Below are 17,196 nucleotides of genomic sequence, written 5' to 3'. Positions count from 1 at the left end.
GGCGGAACGATCCGCTTCGCCTCGCGGGCGCCGCGGCGTCGCGCGCGAATCGAGCCACGGCCGGCCGAGAGGCCTTGTAAGGGACGCCGGACGCTGAGCACCAATCTCGACCTCTATCCGTCGGCCCGCGTGCGGCGCCCGCTCGTGCGGGAGCGAGCGCGCGGTCGCGGGGCGGCGCGGATCCTTCTGCGTCTGGTCGCGGTGCTCTTCCTCGCCATGGTCGTCTCGCTCGGTGTCTCGATCGCCTTTATTCTGTCCGGGCCGATCGAGCTCGGCGCGGTGCGCAACCGCATCGTCGCGCTCGTCTCGCAGACGGTCGGCCCGCAATACGACGTGACGGTCGGCCGCGCGACGGTGGACGTCGACCCGGTGCTCGGGCTCGTCGTGGCGATCGACGAACTGTCGGTACGCGACGAGGACGACGACGTGGTCGGCAGCGTGCCGGCGATCCGGGTGGCGATCAATCCGCTTTCGCTCTTCCTCGCCCGGCTCGATGTCCGCACGGTGGAGATCGACAAGCCGGAGATCTCGCTCGTGCGCGGCCGCTCCGGCCAGGTGTTCCTCGGCACGGCCGATACGCCCGAGCCGCCCGGTTCCGTGCGCGCCGAGCCGGCCGAGCCGGGCCGCTTCCCCGACCTCGTCGAGGCGCTCGGCATCGTCGACAGCGGGCTGCAGCCCGGCATCGAGGCCGCGACGCGGATGGGCTTCGAGCGGCTGGCGCTCTCCGGCGCGACGATCAATGTATGGGATGCGAAGGCGCTGCAGCAGCGCACCTTCGCCCATTCCGACCTCGCCATCACCGTCGATCCGGAATCGGCCGGCCTGCACGTCGCCTTCACGACGTCTGGCTATTCCGGCCGCTGGACGGTGACGGGCGACCGGATCAAGGATCCGAAGACCGGCGCGCGGACCTATTCGACGCTGTTCTCCCAACTCACCGTTGCCGATCTCGACCCCGATCTCGGGCGGGCGACGAGCCCGTTCCGCTCCGACGTGCCGCTGTTCGGCCGGGCGAGCCTGCGCATCGGCGCCGGCGGCGCGATCGAGGACGCCAATCTGCGCTTCGATCTCGGCGCCGGCAATCTGATCTTCGGGCCGACCGGCAAGGATGTCGCCCTGCTCGACGAGGCGACGATCCGGCTGCACTGGGATCCGGCCTCGAAGGCGATGATCCTCGAGCCGTCGACCTTCTTCTTCGGCGACACGCGCGGCTCGGTCTCGGGCCGGATCAGCCGGACGCCGGCGGGGGTCTACGCCTTCGATTTCGAGAGCCTCGGCACGGTCCTCGCGCCGCGCGATTCGACCGCGCCGCCGCTCGTCGCCGACCGGATCGCCGTGTCGGGCTCCCTCGATCTCGCCGCGCGCTCGCTCGAGTTCCAGAATGCGGTGATCACGACCGTAGCCGGCAGCATCGCCGCGGCGGGCTCGGTCGGCTTCGACGGGCCGACGCCCTCGCTCGCCATGGCCGCCTCCTTCTCGCCGATGCCGCTCAACGCGCTGAAACAGATGTGGCCGCCCTTCGTCGCGGGCGGGGCGCGGCGCTGGGTGGTCGAGCACGTCGAGGACGGCTTTCTGGCTGCGGGCCGGTTCGAGGCGGCCGTTCCCGCCGGCTATCTGTTCAACGAGGACCGGCCGCAGGTGCCCGAGGACGCGATGCGTCTCGACATGCGGCTCGAGAATGTCGCCTTCACGACGATCGGCGACCTGCCGCGCGTCACCGAGGCGAGCGGCAATGCCGTGCTCGTCGGCTCGACCTTCGGGCTCGACGTGGAGAAGGGCAAGATCGTCGCCCCCTCCGGCAAGGTGGTGCAGCTGACCGCCGGCGCCTTCGCCGTCTCGAACACCGCGCCGCGCTTTCCGGACGGCCAGATCGAGTTGCAGCTCGAAGGCGACGTCGACGCGCTCGCCGAGATCGCCGACGCTGCGCCGCTCAACGCGTTGTCGAAGCAGAAGCTTTCGCCCGATTCCTTCTCCGGCAAGGGCAAGGCGACCGTCTCGGTCAAGCTGCCGCTGCGTCCCGAACTGACGCCGGCCGACATCGACTGGCGCGTGGCGGTCGACGCGACCGATTTCGCGAGCAGCGTGCCGCTCGAGGGCCGCAAGGTCGCCGACGGCACGATCAACCTCGTCGCGACCCCGGCGGAACTCGCCGTGCGGGGCAAGGCGACGATCGACGGCGTCGTCGCAGCGCTCGACATGGTGAAGCCGCTCGCCGATCTCGACGGCGACGGCACCCTCGAAGGGGGGCGCCGCTCGGTCCGCGTCAGCCTCGACGAGAAGGCGAGGAAGCGCCTGGGCATCGGCCTCGACGACATACTCGGCGGCACGGTGGGCGTGCTCGTCTCCGACCGCCAGGACGGCAAGGGGCAGCATTACGACGTCGATCTCAAGCAGGCGCGGGTGTCGATCGCCGCGCTCGGCTGGTCGAAGGGCGTCGGCGTCCCGGCGACGCTCGCTTTCGACCTGCTGCCGGCCGATGGCGGGCACCGGCTCGACAACATGAAGCTCGAGGGCGACGGCTTCGGGCTTTCGGGCTCGGCGGTGCTCGACCAGCGCTTCGGCCTCGTCGGCGCCGATCTCGATCATCTGTCCTTGCGCAAGGGCGACGACATCTCGATCAAGTTGAGCCGCAAGTCGAGCGGCTATTCGATCGTTGCGCGTGGCGACAGTTTCGACGCGCGCGGCCTCGTCGCGCGCTATAAGCAGACCGGCGGCGGCGCCGAGGGCGCGGCGCCCGACCTTTCTCTCGATGCGAAGATCGGCCGGATCACCGGCTTCAGCGACACCGCGCTCGACGACGCGGCCGTGACGCTGACAGCGCGCGAGGGCGTCGTCCGCAAGCTCTCGGTCGAGGGCCAGCTGCCGCGCGGCGGCATTTCGGCGATCTATGAGGATGGTGGGGAGGCGGCGGGCGTCGACGTGCAGGTCGGCGACGCGGGCAGTCTGTTGCGTTTCGTCGACCTCTATCCGCGCCTCTCCGGCGGCCGGCTCACCATTTCGGGCCGCCGCCGCGCCGCCGATGCGCCCTTCGTCGGCACGTTCGATGTGTCGAACTTCTCGATCATCGACGAGAAAGCGATGGACCGGCTCGTCGAGGCGACGGTGAACAGTCCGCAAGGGGCGGTGAAGACGGGCCTCAACGCGGCCAATGTGCCGTTCTCGCGCATGCGGCTCGATTATACGAAGCGCGGCTCGACCATCGTCATCGACGACGCGATCCTCAAAGGGCCGGCGGTCGGCGCGACGATGTCCGGCACGCTCGACCTCGCACGGCAGCGGGTCTCGCTGTCGGGCACCTATCTGCCGGCTTATGGCGTCAACAACCTGTTCGGCCGCGTGCCGATCCTCGGCCTCGCCCTCGGTGGCGGGCCGGAGGGCGGCCTCTTCGGCGTCACCTTCAAGGTCGAGGGGCCGATGGAACAGCCGCGCATGATGATCAATCCGCTGTCGGCGATCACGCCCGGCATGTTCCGCAAGATCTTCGAGTTCCCGACCCAGTAGCCGGCGCGAGGGGGCGGCGGCTCGCAAGGCGCCCGTCAGGCGTCCGGCTCGTCGAGGTGATCGGGCAGATCGGGATCGAAGCCCTTCGCGGCCCGGCGCCGGCTGCCGACCCAGATATTGTGCTCGGCGGGGAAGGCGTCCGGCTCGTCGAGCGAGGCGAGGGTCACGTCGACGCGATCCGGATCGTCGGTCATCACCATGAAGAGCGGCGTGCCGCAATCGGCGCAGAAATGGCGCCGGCCGGTCGGCGAGCTCTCGTGCACGGCGGTGGCGCCGGCGGTGAGCGTGAAGGCGGCGGCATCGAAGGTGGCCCAGGTCAGGAACAGCGCGCCGCCGGCGAGCTGACAGAGCCGGCAATGGCAGTGGCAGACGAGGCGCGGCGCCCGCTCGATCCGGTAATGGATGCGCCCGCAGAGGCAGCCGCCGGTGATGGGGAAAGCGCTCAAAGGTCGAGCTCCGCCCAGACCGGCACATGGTCGGACGGCTTCTCCCAGCCGCGGACGTGGCGGTCGACGCCGGTCGCGACGAGCCGGTCGGCAGCCTGCGGCGACAGCATCAGATGGTCGATGCGGATGCCGTGATCGCGCTGATAGGCGCCGGCCTGATAGTCCCAGAAGGTGTAGTTGGGCGCGTCGGAACTCGCCCGCACGGCATCCGTCAGGCCGAGATGGGCGAGCCCGCGCCAGGCCTGGCGGCTCTCCGGCTGATAGAGCGCATCGTCGACCCAGGCGGAGGGGTCCTTCGCGTCGCGGGGCTCCGGGATCACGTTGAAATCGCCGGCGAGCACGAGCGGCTCCTCGAGCGCGAGGCGATCCTCCGTCCAGCGCGTCAGGCGCCGCATCCAGGCGAGCTTGTAGGCGAATTTCTCCGTGCCCACCGGATTGCCGTTCGGCAGATAGAGGGAGACGATGCGCACCGCGCCGCGGTCGGTCGAGATGACCGCCTCGATGAAGCGCGACTGCTCGTCCGTCTCGTCGCCGGGCAGGCGGCGGTGGATCTCGTCCGGCCGCCGCTTCGACAGGATGGCGACGCCGTTGAAGCCCTTCTGGCCGTGCGTGGCGACATTGTAGCCGAGCGCCTCGAAGGCTTCGGCGGGAAAGCCCTCGTCGACGGTCTTGATCTCCTGCAGGCAGACGACGTCGGGCGTCGCCTCCTTCGCCCAGGCGAGGGCGGTGTCGATCCGGGCGCGGACGCCGTTGATGTTCCAGGTCGCGATCTTCATAGGGCCGGAGAGTAGCCGATCCGGCGGCGGAAGGAAGGCGGCACGATGCCGGCCGCCATTGCGATCCGGCCGCGGTGACCTAATCTCCTCCCCGGGCGGCCGAGACGCGCCAGCCGACACGCGAAGGAGGATCGAATGCCCGTCAGGAAATCTCAGGCCGAGTGGAACGGCGATCTGAAGAGCGGCAGCGGCCGCGTCAAGTTCGAGAGCGGCGCCTTCGAAGGCCAGTACAATTTCTCGTCCCGCTTCGAGGACGGCACGGGCACCAATCCCGAAGAGATGATCGCGGCGGCGCACGCCGCCTGTTTCTCGATGGCCCTCGCCGCGGGGCTGTCGGGCGCCGGCCACAAGCCGGACAGCGTCAAGACGATCGCCAAGGTGAAGATCGACGCGATCCCCGGCGGTTTCGAGATCACCGGCATCACCCTCGTCACCGAAGCGGCTGTTCCGGGCCTCGAGGACGGCGCCTTCCAGAAGATCGCCGAGGCGACCAAGGAGGGCTGTCCGGTCTCGAAGGCGCTGAAGGCGGTGCCGATCACGCTCAACGCCAAGCTCGTCTGAGCGGCGCACCGGGCGCTTGACCCGCGCTGCGGGCGGATCGAAAGTCGCGGCCCGAGCACGGAGCCGCCATGACCGCCGATCCCCGCCCGTTCCGCATGCCGCCGCCGGCATCGGCCGAGGAGTTCACCGACGCCGAGGCGGCGGTCGATCGCCTGATCGCGCTCTATGAGGCCGCGACCGGCCATCTGCGCGCCGCCTTCGACCAGGTGCTGCGCGGCGGCGGCCGCGGGGAACGCTTCCGCGCGACCTATCCGGAAGTGCGGCTCGCCACGACGAGCTATGCGCAGATCGATTCCCGCCTCGCCTATGGCCATGTCGCCGGCCCCGGCGTCTATGCCGCGACGATCACCCGGCCGACGCTGTTCCGGCGCTATCTCATCGAGCAGATCGAGCTGCTGATCCGCAATCACGGCGTGCCGGTGACGATCGGCCCGTCGGATTCTCCGATCCCGCTGCATTTCGCCTTTCCGGACGGCATCCATGTCGAGGCGGAGCTCGCCGAGCGGCTCGACCGGCCGCTGCGCGACGTGTTCGACGTGCCCGATCTCGCCGTCACCGACGATGCGATCGTCAACGGCACCTATGAGGCGGCGGCGGGCATGCCGCGGCCGCTCGCCTCCTTCACCGCGCCGCGTGTCGACTATTCGCTGCACCGGCTGGCGCACTACACCGCGACGCATCCCGAGCATTTCCAGAACTTCGTGCTCTTCACCAATTACGCCTTCTACATCGACGAGTTCTGCGCCCGTGCCCGCCGGCTGATGGCGGAGGGCGGCGGCGGCTACGAGGCCTTCGTCGAGCCCGGCAATCTCGTGACGCCTGCCGGCCACGCCGAGCCGGTCACCGGCCGGCCCGTGCCGCGCCTGCCGCAGATGCCGGCCTATCACCTGAAATTCGCCGGCCATGCCGGCCTCACCATGGTGAACATCGGCGTCGGACCGTCGAACGCGAAGACGATCACCGACCATATCGCGGTGCTTCGGCCGCACGCCTGGCTGATGCTCGGCCATTGCGCGGGGCTCAGGAACACGCAGGCGCTCGGCGATTATGTGCTCGCGCACGGCTATGTCCGCGAGGACCATGTGCTCGACGCCGACCTGCCGACCTGGGTGCCGATCCCGCCGCTCGCCGAGGTGCAGGTGGCGCTCGAGGAGGCGGTCGCCGAGGTGACCGGGCTCGAGGGCTATGACCTGAAGCGGATCATGCGGACCGGTACGGTCGCGACGATCGACAACCGGAACTGGGAGCTGCGCGACCATCGCGAGCCGGTGCAGCGCTTCTCGCAATCGCGCGCCATCGCGCTCGACATGGAATCGGCGACGGTCGCGGCGAACGGCTTCCGCTTCCGCGTACCCTACGGCACGCTGCTCTGCGTCTCCGACAAGCCGCTGCACGGCGAACTGAAGCTGCCGGGCATGGCGTCCGAGTTCTACCGCAAGCAGGTCGGCCAGCATCTCGAGATCGGCATCCGGGCGATGGAGAAGCTGCGCGCCATGCCGCCGGCCCGGCTGCATTCGCGCAAGCTCCGCAGCTTCTCGGAGCCGGCGTTCCAGTGAGCGGCCCGGCGTCGCAGGGGCCGAAGCCGCCCCTTTCGGTCAGCTTTCACCTGTTCTGGGGCGGCTTCGAGCCGAAGAGCTCCTATTTCGTGCGGGCGCTCGAATCCCGCTTCGACGTTCGGGTGGAGCCGGTCGGCCGGGATCTCCAGTTCTTCAGCTATTTCGGCCGAAGGGTGCCGGCGCGGGTTCTCGAAAGCCCGGCCGCCCGCATCTGGTTTTCCGGCGAGGTCGGCATGGCGCGGCACGTCGCCTGCGACATGGAGTTCGGCTTCTGGGCCAATCCGATGTTGCCCGGCCGCTCGTTCCGCCTGCCGCTCTGGGCGGTCTATCTCGACTGGTGGGACGGCTCCGCCGCCCATTCGGTCGACCGCGCGCTGGCGCCCCGTCAATTCCGGCCGCGGCCGCACTTCTGCAATTTCGTCTATTCGAACCCCACCACCTTCCGGGCCGAAGTCTGCCACCGTCTCGACCGTCGGCGTCCGGTCGACCGGCTGGGCAGCGTGCTGAACAATGCGGGAGTGCGGGTGCGCGACAAGATGAAGGCGCTTGGCGACTATCGGTTCACGCTCGCCTTCGAGAATGCCTATTCGCCGGGCTACGTCACGGAGAAACTGCTCGAACCGCTGCTCGCCGGCTCGATCCCGATCTATTGGGGCGGCGACGAGGCGGCGAGCGACTTCAATCCCGAGGCGTTCGTCGACGCCCGCGCCTTCGGCGATGTCGACGCGCTCGTCGCGCACATTCTGGCGCTCGACGACGACGAGGAAGCGCAGCGCCGTCTCGTCGAGGCGCCGCTCTTTCCGGACGGCATCCCCTATCAGTTCCGGCCGGAGTTCTTCGCCGATCGGGTCGAAGAGCTCCTCTCGACTCCCAGCCTGCGCAACCCGCTGCGGGACGCCACCTTGGTGCCGGGACGGCCGCTGCTGCGCTCGGCCCGACGGCGCCTGGACAGGGCGGGCCGTTTCCTGCGGCGGGCGGTGGGGCGATAGGGGAGGGGCCGACCGGCTGGACGCCGTCGTGGCGCCGATCTATGTAGATATGATGCTACATAGGAGGGGCCAATGAGCGTGACGATGTCGAGCCGGGCCTTCAATCAGAATGTCAGTCAGGCGCGGAAGGCCGCAAAGGATGGACCCGTGATCATTACGGATCGCGGCAGACCTTCCCATGTTCTGATGACAATCGAGGAATACCGGCGGATTACGGAACGGCCGATGAGCCTGGCGGAAGCCCTTGCCCATCCGGAAAGCGCCGATATCGATTTCGATCCCCCGAGGCTCGAGAGAAAGCTCTTCCACGCCGTTGATTTCGAGTGATGTTCGTTCTCGACACCAACGTAATCTCGGAGCTTCGTCGTCCGGAACGGTCCGATCGGGCGGTGCTTTCCTGGGCCGAATCGTTGCCCGTCGAATGCTTCTTCGTGTCCGCGATCACCATTCTGGAGCTTGAGCAGGGCGCGTTGACGGTGGCCCGAGAAGACAAGGCGTTCGGCTCGATCTTGCGCGACTGGATCGACCGGGTCGTTCTGCCGCATTTCGGCGGACGGGTGCTGAGCATCGACCGGGCGGTCGCGATGCGGTGCGCGGAACTGCATGTTCCGACAAGGCGAGCCGAACGAGACGCCTTCATTGCGGCGACCGCCCTCGTTCACGGCATGAAGATCGCGACGCGCAATGTCCGCGACTTCCAACCGATGGGCGTCGCCGTGATCAATCCCTGGGAACCATCGGACTAAAGCGCGAAGCTCGTGCCGCAGCCGCAGGAGGCGGTGGCGAGCGGGTTCCTGATCTGGAAGGACTGGCCGATCAGATCGTCGACGAAGTCGATCTCGGAGCCCTCCATATAGGGGAGCGAGACCGAATCGATCAGCACGGTGGCGCCCGGCGCCTCGATGACGAAATCGTCCTCGGCACGGTCGCGGTCGATGTCGAACACGTATTGGAAGCCGGAACAGCCGCCGCCGGCGACGCTGACGCGGAGCGCCGCGCCGGCCGGTTCCTTCGACAGAATGCGCGCGACGCGGCGGGCGGCGCGCTCGGAAAGCGTCACGGGCGGCAGAGTGGCGATGTCGGTCATGGGATGGTCGTCCGGCCCTGATAGCCTGCCGGCTTGCGTCGGCTGAGACACGATAGTTAAGAACGGTTGGCGGGGAGTCAACCGAGCCCGGCCGACCGCCGGCCGATCCGGCGGGGCGAGGGGCAGCAGGGAGGCGCGGTGGCAGGCTTCACGATCGGTTTCGGTTACGGCCCGCGCGCGCCCTTCGCGACCGACCCGGCGGCGAGCCGCGGCCGGCTCAATCCCGAGCCGGACAGCCCGACCCGCACCGCCTTCCAGCGCGACCGCGACCGCATCATCCATTCGACCGCCTTCCGGCGCCTGAAGGACAAGACGCAGGTCTTCCTCTTCGACGAGGGCGACCACTACCGCACCCGGCTCACCCATACGATCGAGGTGGCTCAGATCGCCCGCGCCATCGCCCGCGCGCTCGCCCTCGACGACGATCTCGCCGAGGCGATCGCGCTCGCGCACGATCTCGGCCACACGCCCTTCGGTCACGCGGGGGAACGGGCGCTCGCCGCGGCGATGGCCGGCCATGGCGGCTTCGACCACAACGCGCAGAGCCTGCGCGTCGTCACCCGGCTCGAGCGGCGCTATCCGGAGTTCGACGGGCTGAACCTTTCCTGGGAGACGCTCGAGGGCCTCGTCAAGCACAACGGTCCGCTCGTCGACGCCGCCGGCCGGCCGCTCGTGGCGCCGGACCGGCCGCTTCCCTATGCCGTCCGCGCCTATGCCGCCGAGCACGACCTCGAGCTTGCGACATTCGCCGGGCCGGAGGCGCAGGCCGCCGCGCTCGCCGACGACATCGCCTATGACGCGCACGACATCGACGACGGCCTCAGGGCCGGTCTGCTCACCGTCGAGGGCCTGCGGGACGTGCCCTTCCTCGCCGCGCTGATCGAGCGGGTCGAGGCGCGCTGGCCGGGGCTCGAGCGGCCGCGCTTCATCAACGAGATCGTCCGCCACGTCATCACCGCGATGATCGAGGACGTGATCGGCGAGGCGGTGCACCGGCTCGATGCGCTCGGCGCATCCTCGGCCGAGGCGATCCGGGCCGCCGACCGGCCGCTCTTCGCCTTCTCGCCGGCGATCGCCGAGGCCGACCGGGCGATCAAGGCGCATCTCAAGGTGCACGTCTATCGCCACCCCCGGGTGATGGAGGTGATGCACCGTGCCGAGGACGTGGTGCGCCGGTTGCACGGCCGCTACTGGCACGACGCCGCCGCGCTGCCGGAGGAATGGCGCCGCGGTCTCGAAGGCGCCGACGAGGAGCGCCGGGCGCGCCGCATCGCCGACTTCCTCGCCGGCATGACGGACCGCTATGCGCTGCGCGAATATCAGCGCCTGTTTGACGTGGTGCCCGAATTGGGCTAGCGGCCACCCTTCCGGTGTCCGGTCATCCGGCCGATCACCGCGCGTCCGACGCCGAGTGCTGCCGATGAACATCTTCGCCGACTTCACCGACCGGGTTCTTCGCGCCGTCGCGGCGCTTCTCGCCGAGCGGGAGAGCGCGGCCGACCTGTCGCGCATCCTCGTCGAGCCGCCGCGCGATGCGGCGCATGGCGATCTCGCCACCAATGCGGCGATGGTGCTCGCAAAGCCGCTCGGCGCCAGGCCGCGCGATCTCGCCGAGGCGATCGCCGAGCGGCTGCGCGCCGACGCCGACGTCGCGGCCGTCGAGGTCGCCGGGCCGGGCTTCATCAACATCACGCTGTCCTCCGCCTACCGGGCGCGCTTCCTCGCCGCGGTGGTCGCCGACGGCGCCGGTTATGGCCGCAGCGGCAAGGGCGCGGGCGTCAAGGTGAACGTCGAATATGTCTCGGCCAACCCGACCGGGCCGATGCATGTCGGCCATTGCCGCGGCGCGGTGGTGGGCGACGCGCTCGCCGGCGTGCTCGCCGCCGCGGGCTATGACGTGACGCGGGAGTATTACATCAACGATGCCGGAGCGCAGGTCGACGTGCTCGCCCGCTCGGCCTTCCTGCGCTACCGCGAGGCGCTCGGCGAAGAGATCGGCGCGATCCCCGAGGGGCTTTATCCGGGCGACTATCTGAAGCCGGTCGGCGAGGGGCTCGCCGCGCTGCACGGCGCGACGCTGCGCGACCGGCCGGAAAGCGAATGGCTGCCGATCGTCCGCGACGCGGCGATCGACGCGATGATGGCGATGATCCGCGACGACCTAGCCCTCCTCAACGTCCATCACGACGTGTTCTTCTCGGAGCGCACGCTCGGGGGCGCCGACGGCGGCAAGATCGCCGCGACGATCGCCGATCTCGAGGCGAAGGGCTTCGTCTATCACGGCAAGATCCCGCCGCCGAAGGGCCAGCTGCCCGACGACTGGGAGGACCGCGAGCAGCTGCTCTTCCGGGCGACCGAGGCGGGCGACGACATCGACCGGCCGCTGCAGAAATCGGATGGCAGCTACACCTATTTCGCCGGAGACGTCGCCTATTTCCGCGACAAGTTCGAGCGCGGCTTCAAGCAGATGATCTTCGTGCTCGGCGCCGATCACGGCGGCTATGTGAAGCGCCTGCAGGCGGTCGGCCGGGCGATCTCCGGCGGCACCGCTTCGGTCGACGTGCTGCTCTGCCAGCTGGTCAAGCTCTTCCGCGCCGGCGAGCCGGTGCGCATGTCGAAGCGCTCCGGCGATTTCGTCACGCTGCGCGACGTCGTCGAGGAGGTCGGCCGCGACGCGGTGCGCTTCATGATGCTGTTCCGCAAGTCGGACGCACCGCTCGATTTCGACTTCCAGAAGGTGACCGAGCAGTCGAAGGACAATCCGGTCTTCTACGTGCAGTACGCGCACGCCCGCACCGCCTCGATCTTCCGCCAGGCGGAGGCCGAGGCGCCGGCGGTCGACCGGTCGCCGCAGGCGCTCGCCGCCGCCGACCTGACGCTCCTCGCCGACGAGGGCGAGATCGCCCTGATGCGGCGGATCGCGGAATATCCCCGGCTCGTCGAGGCGGCGGCGGAGAGCCACGAGCCGCACCGAATCGCCTTCTACCTCTACGATCTCGCCTCCGAATTTCACGTCCACTGGAACCGCGGCAAGGAACTGTCCCGGCTCAGATTCGTGATCGCCGACGATCCCGCCGCCACTTCGGCGCGGCTCGCCCTTGTTCATGCCACAAAATGCGTGCTGTCATCCGGATTGGGACTTCTGGGGGTCAACGCACCGGACGAGATGCGCTAAGGTGGACCGGCTTTCGTGGATGCGGCGCCGGCCGGCTCGTCCGGCGGGCTCGGGAGTAGAACACCATGGCTGAGCGAGACGACGACGGCTTCGGCCGGCGCGCGGCCGAACGTCCGGTCGCGCCGCCGCAGCGCCGCCCGGCGGGCCGTCCGTCCGTCGAGGACGATCCGCTGGTCGAACTGGCGCGGATCGTGTCGAGCCAGTCGAACTTCGACGACATCGTTTCGGGGCGTCCGGCCCCGCAGCAGCCGCCCGTGGCGCAGCCGCGGCCGCGCGACGTGTCGCTCGACCTCGAATCGGAGCTGCTGAACGAGATCTCCGGCGGCTATGACGTGCCGCCGCCGCCGGTCCAGGCGCGCGTCGCGCCGCCCCAGCCGCAGCCGCCGCGGGTGGAAAATCTTCCCAATCTGCGCCTGCGCGGCGGTGAGCCGCAGCCGCAGGCGTCGGATCCGAGAGACTGGGACCAGCCGGCCGCGCCCGCCGCAGCCGCGCAAGGGTTCGGCGCGGCGCGCGGGGCCGCCGCCGGACGCCGCGCCGAGGCGCCGGCCGCCGAGGCCTATGACGAGGTGGGCTATGGCGAGGGCTACGAGGCCGACGCCGCGGCGCCCGAATATGAGGACGATTACGGCTATGACGAGGAGGACTACCAGCCTCCCCGTCGCGGCCGCCGCGCCATGGTCATCGGCGGTGTCGTCGCCACGGTGGTGATCGTCGGCGGGGTGGTCGCCTATGCCCTCAGCGGCGGCGCTGGCGGAAGCTCGACGAGCGGCCCGCCGATCATCGCCGCGGACGAGACCCCGACCAAGGAGCGGCCGGCCGCGGTCGCCACCACCGAGGACCCGCAGAACAAGCTGATCTACGATCGCGTCTCGGCCGACGAACCGTCGAGCGAGCGGCTGGTCGTGCCGCCCGACGAGGGCGTCGACGAGGGGGGCACGGCGGCGGCCGAGGGCGAGTCCGAGGCGAGCCGCGAGATTTCCCGCATCATCCTGCCCGGCGCGCCGGGCGACGATTCGGTCGCGCCCTCGACCGCGGCGCCGCGCCAGGATCCGGCCGAGCCCGCCGCGCTCGGCCCGCGCAAGGTCCGCACGGTGATCGTCAAGCCGGACGGCACGATCATTTCGAGCGACGCCCGGCCGGCCGACGGCTCGGCGCCGGTCGAGGACACCGTGGCCGAAGCGGCGACGGCGCCCGCACAGACCGCGCAGGCGACGCCGCTGGCGCCGCCGCCCGCTGCCGCCGACGAGGCACCCGTGCCGCTCGCCCCGCCGCCGCAGCCCGCGGCTTCGACGGCGCGCGCGCCGGAGCCCTCCCGCGCGCCGGCTGCCGAACCGGCACCGGCGGCCCTGTCGGGCGGCTTCTTCGTCCAGATCAGCTCGCAGCGCACCGAGGAACAGGCCCGCGCCGCCTATCGCAACGTGCAGCGCCGCTATCCGAATGTGATGGGCAACCGGCCGGTCGACATCAGCCGCGTCGATCTCGGCGACCGCGGCGTCTATTACCGCGCCCGGGTCGGCCCCTGGGCGACGCGCGACGAGGCGGCCGCTTTCTGCGAGACGCTGCGCTCGGCCGGCGGCGACTGCCTGATCCCGCGGAACTGACCGCCTTGGCCAAGGCGTTCATCTCCGGCTGCGCCGGCACGGCGCTCAGCGAGGCCGAGGCGGCGTTCTTCGCCGCCGAGCGGCCCTGGGGGCTGATCCTCTTCAAGCGCAACATCGGCACGGCGGAGGAGGTCTGCGAACTCGTCGCGCGGTTCCGCGAGGCGGTCGACGATCCCGACGCGCCGGTGCTGATCGACCAGGAGGGCGGCCGCGTCCAGCGGCTCGGCCCGCCCCTCTGGCCGAACCGGCCCGCCGCCCGGGCGATCGGACGGCTGCATGCCGAGGACCCCGCCGCGGCGCGGCGTTTCGCCTGGCTGCACGGCCGGCTGATCGCCGCCGATCTGCACGATCTCGGCATCACGGTCGACTGCCTGCCGGTGCTCGACGTCGCGACGCCCGAAACCCACCGGGCGATCGGCGACCGGGCGTTCTCGGAGGATGCGGCCGCTGTCGCCTTTCTCGGCCGCGCGGTCGCCGAGGGGCTCGCGGCCGGCGGCGTGCTGCCGGTCGTCAAGCACATGCCGGGTCATGGCCGCGCCACCGTCGACAGCCATCTCGACCTGCCGGTCGTCGCGGCGCCGCGCGATGTGCTCGCGGTGGCCGATTTCGTGCCCTTCCGCGAGCTCGCCGACCTGCCGATGGCGATGACCGCGCACATCGTCTTCCGGGCGATCGACCCGGAGCGCCCGGCGACCACATCGGCGGTGGTGATCGAGGAGGTGATTCGCGGCGCGATCGGCTTTGACGGCCTGCTGATGAGCGACGATCTGTCGATGAAGGCGCTCGGCGGCGATTATGAGAGCCGTGCGGCGGCCGTGCTCGCCGCCGGCTGCGACCTCGTGCTCCACTGCAACGGCGTGATGGAGGAGATGCGCGCCGTCGCCGCCGCCGTGCCGGAGCTCGCCGGCCGTTCGGCGGAGCGGGCCGCCGACGCGCGCGCGGCGCGCGGGCCGGCGCAGCCGCTCGACAGGCAGGCCGACGAGGCGGAGTATGCGGTGCTGGCGGAGCGCGGCGGCTTCATCCGCGCGGTCTGAGGGGCGCTGCGATGGCGGACGAGCGGGGCCAGACCGATCTCTGGGAGACGCCGGCGCGCGCCGATGCAACGCCCGCTGAGCGGGCGCTGATCGTCGATGTCGACGGCTTCGAAGGTCCGCTCGACCTTCTGCTCGCGCTCGCCCGCACCCAGAAGGTCGATCTCGCGCGCATCTCGATCCTCGCGCTCGCCGAGCAATATCTCGTCTTCATCGAGGAATTGCGGCGGCTGCGGCTCGAGCTCGCGGCCGACTATCTCGTCATGGCGGCATGGCTCGCCTATCTCAAATCGCGCCTGCTGCTGCCGGAGCCCGAGAAGGGCGAGGAGCCCTCGGGCGAGGAGATGGCGGCGGCGCTCGCCTTCCGGCTGCGCCGGCTCGAGGCGATGCGCGACGCCGCGGCGCGGCTCGTCAACCGCGACCGGCTCGGTCGCGAGGTGTTTTCACGCGGCGCGCCGGAGCCGGTCGAGCTCGTCCGGCGGAGCGCCTATGCCGCGACCCTCTATGATCTCCTGACCGCCTATGCGGCACAGCGCCAGCGCCAGATGGTCTCCGTCGTCCATGTCCGGCGCCGGCAGGTCTGGTCGCTCGCCGAGGCGCGCGAGATCCTCACCCGGATGATCGGCCGGATGGCGGAGTGGACGCCGATGGAGGTGTTCCTGTCGCCCTATCTCGCCCGCGACGAGATCCGCACCACCGTGCTCGCCAGCGCCTTCAGCGCCAGCCTCGAACTGGTGCGCGAGGGCAAGCTCGAATTGCGTCAGGAGGAGGCCTTCGCGCCGCTCGAGCTGCGCGACCGGATCCGGCCGGTGCCGGCGGCGGGGGAGGGCGGCGATGGCTGAGGAGGAGGACGACGACGGCGTCGCCGCGCCGCTCGCGCCGGAGGAGCAGGGGCTGGCGCTCCGCATGGTCGAGGCGATGCTGTTCGCCGCCGCCGAGCCGCTCGCCGCGGCCGAGATCGCGGCCCGGCTGCCCTCGGGCGCCGACGTCGCGGCGCTGCTCGCGGAGCTGCGCGCCGTCTATCGGACGCGCGGGGTCAATCTCGTGCGGGTCGCCGGCAAATGGATGTTCCGCACGGCGCCCGATCTCGCCTTCCTGCTGCGGCGCGACGCCGCCGACCAGAAGCGGCTGTCGCGCGCCGCTCTCGAGACGCTCGCCATCGTCGCCTATCACCAGCCGGCGACGCGGGCGGAGATCGAGGAGGTGCGCGGCGTCTCGACCTCGAAGGGCACACTCGATGTGCTGCTCGAGACCGGCTGGGTCCGGATGCGCGGCCGGCGCCGCGCGCCGGGCCGGCCCGTGACCTATGGCACGACCGAGGCCTTCCTCGTCCATTTCGGGCTCGATTCGATCGGCGACCTGCCGGGACTCGACGAGCTGAAGGGCGCCGGCCTGCTCGACGGGCGGATCCCGCCGGGCTTCACCCTGCCCGAGCCGCGCGCGCCCGATCAGCTCGCCGATGACGAGGATCCGCTCGATCCGGAGGATCTGCTCGCTGCCGGCCTCAGGGACGAGTGAGCGCGGCAAGGCCGAGCCCTTCGACCGCGGCGGCGACGACCGCCTCGACCGGCTGGTCGACGGAGACGCGCACGACGTCCGGCTCGTCGGCACCGGGCCGCTCGAGCGTCGCGAACTGGCTGGCGAGGAGGCTCGGCGGCATGAAATGGCCCTTGCGGCTCGCCTGCCGGCCGCCGATCACGTCCTGCCCGCCGTCGAGGAAGACGAAGCGGACGCCCGGCGCGCCGGCCCGGATGCGGTCGCGGTAGACCTTGCGCAGCGCCGAGCAGGCGACGACGGCGCCCTGCGGATGATCGGCGAGCGTCGCGGCGACGATGTCGAGCCAGGGCCAGCGATCCGCGTCGGTGAGCGGGATGCCGGCCGACATCTTGGCGACATTGGCGTCGGGATGCAGCCCGTCGCCATCGACGAAGGCGACGCCCGCCGCGGCGCCGAGCGCCTCGCCGACGGTCGACTTGCCGGAGCCCGACACACCCATCACAACGACGCGGCAGGCGCGCGTCTCCCCCTGATCCGCCATGTCCGCTCCGTCTCCTCCCGAACCCGGCACCCGCCCGGCTTATAGCGCAGGACGCGGCCGACGCCAGCCGTCGCGGGGGCGGATGACGGAAGGGGGCGGAGCCGACTGTACCGACCTTCGCCCGAGGATGGCCGGGGCGACGAACGCGGCCGCCGGGGTTCCCCTCTCCCGCCCCGCGGGAGAGGGTAGGGTGAGGGCTCTTCCCTTCATCGAGGAAGAGAAGTGCACCCTCACCCTTCGCATCCAGGCTCGCTTCGCTCGCCAATGCGAAGCCCTCTCCCGCGAGCGGGAGAGGGGGCGGAACCGACGGTGCCGACCTTCGCCCGAGGATGGCCGGGGCCGACGAACGCGGCCGCCGGGGTTCCCCTCTCCCGCCGCGCGGGAGAGGGTAGGGTGAGGGCTCTTCGCTTCATCGATGAAGAGAGGCGCACCCTC

At 70.7% G+C, this 17,196-nt stretch carries 16 protein-coding genes; 12 read left to right on the top strand and 4 right to left on the bottom strand.

From position 1 onward, the window contains the following. Positions 1-144: 144 nt before the first annotated feature. On the top strand, positions 145-3,501 hold the full coding sequence (locus GGQ63_RS22365; protein ID WP_183857620.1) for a YhdP family protein: 3,357 nt from the start codon (positions 145-147) through the stop codon (positions 3,499-3,501). A gap of 35 nt (positions 3,502-3,536) precedes the next feature. Here GGQ63_RS22365 and GGQ63_RS15990 read toward each other — a convergent pair whose 3' ends face one another. Next, a complete protein-coding gene (locus GGQ63_RS15990) occupies positions 3,537-3,947 on the bottom strand; it encodes a GFA family protein (RefSeq protein ID WP_183857619.1) in 411 nt (136 codons plus the stop codon). Further along, a complete protein-coding gene (gene xth, locus GGQ63_RS15985; protein ID WP_183857618.1) occupies positions 3,944-4,723 on the bottom strand; it encodes an exodeoxyribonuclease III in 780 nt (259 codons plus the stop codon). The genes GGQ63_RS15990 and xth overlap by 4 nt, the downstream gene beginning before the upstream one ends. 135 nt (positions 4,724-4,858) lie before the next feature. On the opposite strand from xth, the gene GGQ63_RS15980 reads away from it, so the two are divergent. The 5 genes from GGQ63_RS15980 (at position 4,859) to GGQ63_RS15960 (ending at position 8,575) form a co-directional block, all read left to right on the top strand. Continuing rightward, positions 4,859-5,284 (top strand): OsmC family protein, encoded by a 426-nt coding sequence (locus GGQ63_RS15980; RefSeq protein WP_183857617.1) that lies wholly within the window; start codon positions 4,859-4,861, stop codon positions 5,282-5,284. A gap of 68 nt (positions 5,285-5,352) precedes the next feature. Continuing rightward, the gene (locus tag GGQ63_RS15975) at positions 5,353-6,840 is read left to right on the top strand and encodes an AMP nucleosidase (protein ID WP_183857616.1); all 1,488 of its coding nucleotides are present in this window, start codon (positions 5,353-5,355) and stop codon (positions 6,838-6,840) included. Beyond that, positions 6,837-7,829, top strand: a complete 993-nt coding sequence (locus GGQ63_RS15970; RefSeq protein WP_183857615.1) for a glycosyltransferase family 10 domain-containing protein — start codon at positions 6,837-6,839, stop codon at positions 7,827-7,829. Before GGQ63_RS15975 ends, GGQ63_RS15970 begins: the two co-directional genes overlap by 4 nt. 72 nt (positions 7,830-7,901) lie before the next feature. Beyond that, the gene (locus tag GGQ63_RS15965) at positions 7,902-8,156 is read left to right on the top strand and encodes a type II toxin-antitoxin system Phd/YefM family antitoxin (protein WP_183857614.1); all 255 of its coding nucleotides are present in this window, start codon (positions 7,902-7,904) and stop codon (positions 8,154-8,156) included. After that, a complete protein-coding gene (locus GGQ63_RS15960) occupies positions 8,156-8,575 on the top strand; it encodes a type II toxin-antitoxin system VapC family toxin (RefSeq protein ID WP_183857613.1) in 420 nt (139 codons plus the stop codon). Before GGQ63_RS15965 ends, GGQ63_RS15960 begins: the two co-directional genes overlap by 1 nt. Here GGQ63_RS15960 and GGQ63_RS15955 read toward each other — a convergent pair. Beyond that, positions 8,572-8,916, bottom strand: a complete 345-nt coding sequence (locus GGQ63_RS15955; protein ID WP_183857612.1) for a HesB/IscA family protein — start codon at positions 8,914-8,916, stop codon at positions 8,572-8,574. The genes GGQ63_RS15960 and GGQ63_RS15955 overlap by 4 nt on opposite strands. Positions 8,917-9,054: 138 nt before the next feature. Between GGQ63_RS15955 and GGQ63_RS15950 the strand changes: the two genes are divergently transcribed. From GGQ63_RS15950 to scpB, 6 genes are all read left to right on the top strand, one after another. Then, the gene (locus GGQ63_RS15950) at positions 9,055-10,272 is read left to right on the top strand and encodes a deoxyguanosinetriphosphate triphosphohydrolase (RefSeq protein ID WP_183857611.1); all 1,218 of its coding nucleotides are present in this window, start codon (positions 9,055-9,057) and stop codon (positions 10,270-10,272) included. A gap of 64 nt (positions 10,273-10,336) precedes the next feature. Then, positions 10,337-12,091, top strand: a complete 1,755-nt coding sequence (gene argS / locus GGQ63_RS15945; RefSeq protein WP_183857610.1) for an arginine--tRNA ligase — start codon at positions 10,337-10,339, stop codon at positions 12,089-12,091. Between the two features lie 65 nt (positions 12,092-12,156). Then, positions 12,157-13,692 carry an SPOR domain-containing protein gene (locus tag GGQ63_RS15940; RefSeq protein WP_183857609.1) on the top strand — a complete coding sequence of 512 codons (1,536 nt, stop codon included), beginning with the start codon at positions 12,157-12,159 and terminating at the stop codon, positions 13,690-13,692. 5 nt (positions 13,693-13,697) lie between these two features. Beyond that, positions 13,698-14,726: a beta-N-acetylhexosaminidase gene (gene nagZ, locus GGQ63_RS15935; RefSeq protein WP_183857608.1), complete on the top strand. Its 1,029-nt coding sequence runs from the start codon at positions 13,698-13,700 to the stop codon at positions 14,724-14,726. A gap of 11 nt (positions 14,727-14,737) precedes the next feature. Further along, positions 14,738-15,565, top strand: coding sequence for a segregation and condensation protein A (locus GGQ63_RS15930; protein WP_183857607.1), 828 nt, complete (start codon positions 14,738-14,740; stop codon positions 15,563-15,565). Next, positions 15,558-16,241 (top strand): SMC-Scp complex subunit ScpB, encoded by a 684-nt coding sequence (scpB, locus tag GGQ63_RS15925; protein ID WP_183857606.1) that lies wholly within the window; start codon positions 15,558-15,560, stop codon positions 16,239-16,241. The genes GGQ63_RS15930 and scpB overlap by 8 nt, the downstream gene beginning before the upstream one ends. On the opposite strand, the gene GGQ63_RS15920 is transcribed toward scpB, so the two are convergent. Beyond that, entirely contained in the window at positions 16,228-16,761 is a 534-nt protein-coding gene (locus tag GGQ63_RS15920) for a gluconokinase (protein ID WP_183857605.1), read from the bottom strand. The two genes, scpB and GGQ63_RS15920, sit on opposite strands and share 14 nt — an antisense overlap. Positions 16,762-17,196 lie beyond the last annotated feature (435 nt).

This window comes from Prosthecomicrobium pneumaticum (genome assembly GCF_014199915.1).
GTDB classification, from domain to species: Bacteria; Pseudomonadota; Alphaproteobacteria; order Rhizobiales; family Kaistiaceae; genus Prosthecomicrobium; species Prosthecomicrobium pneumaticum.
The sequence above is the reverse complement of the archived record's forward strand: the minus strand, read 5'-3'. Positions and strand labels throughout refer to the sequence as shown.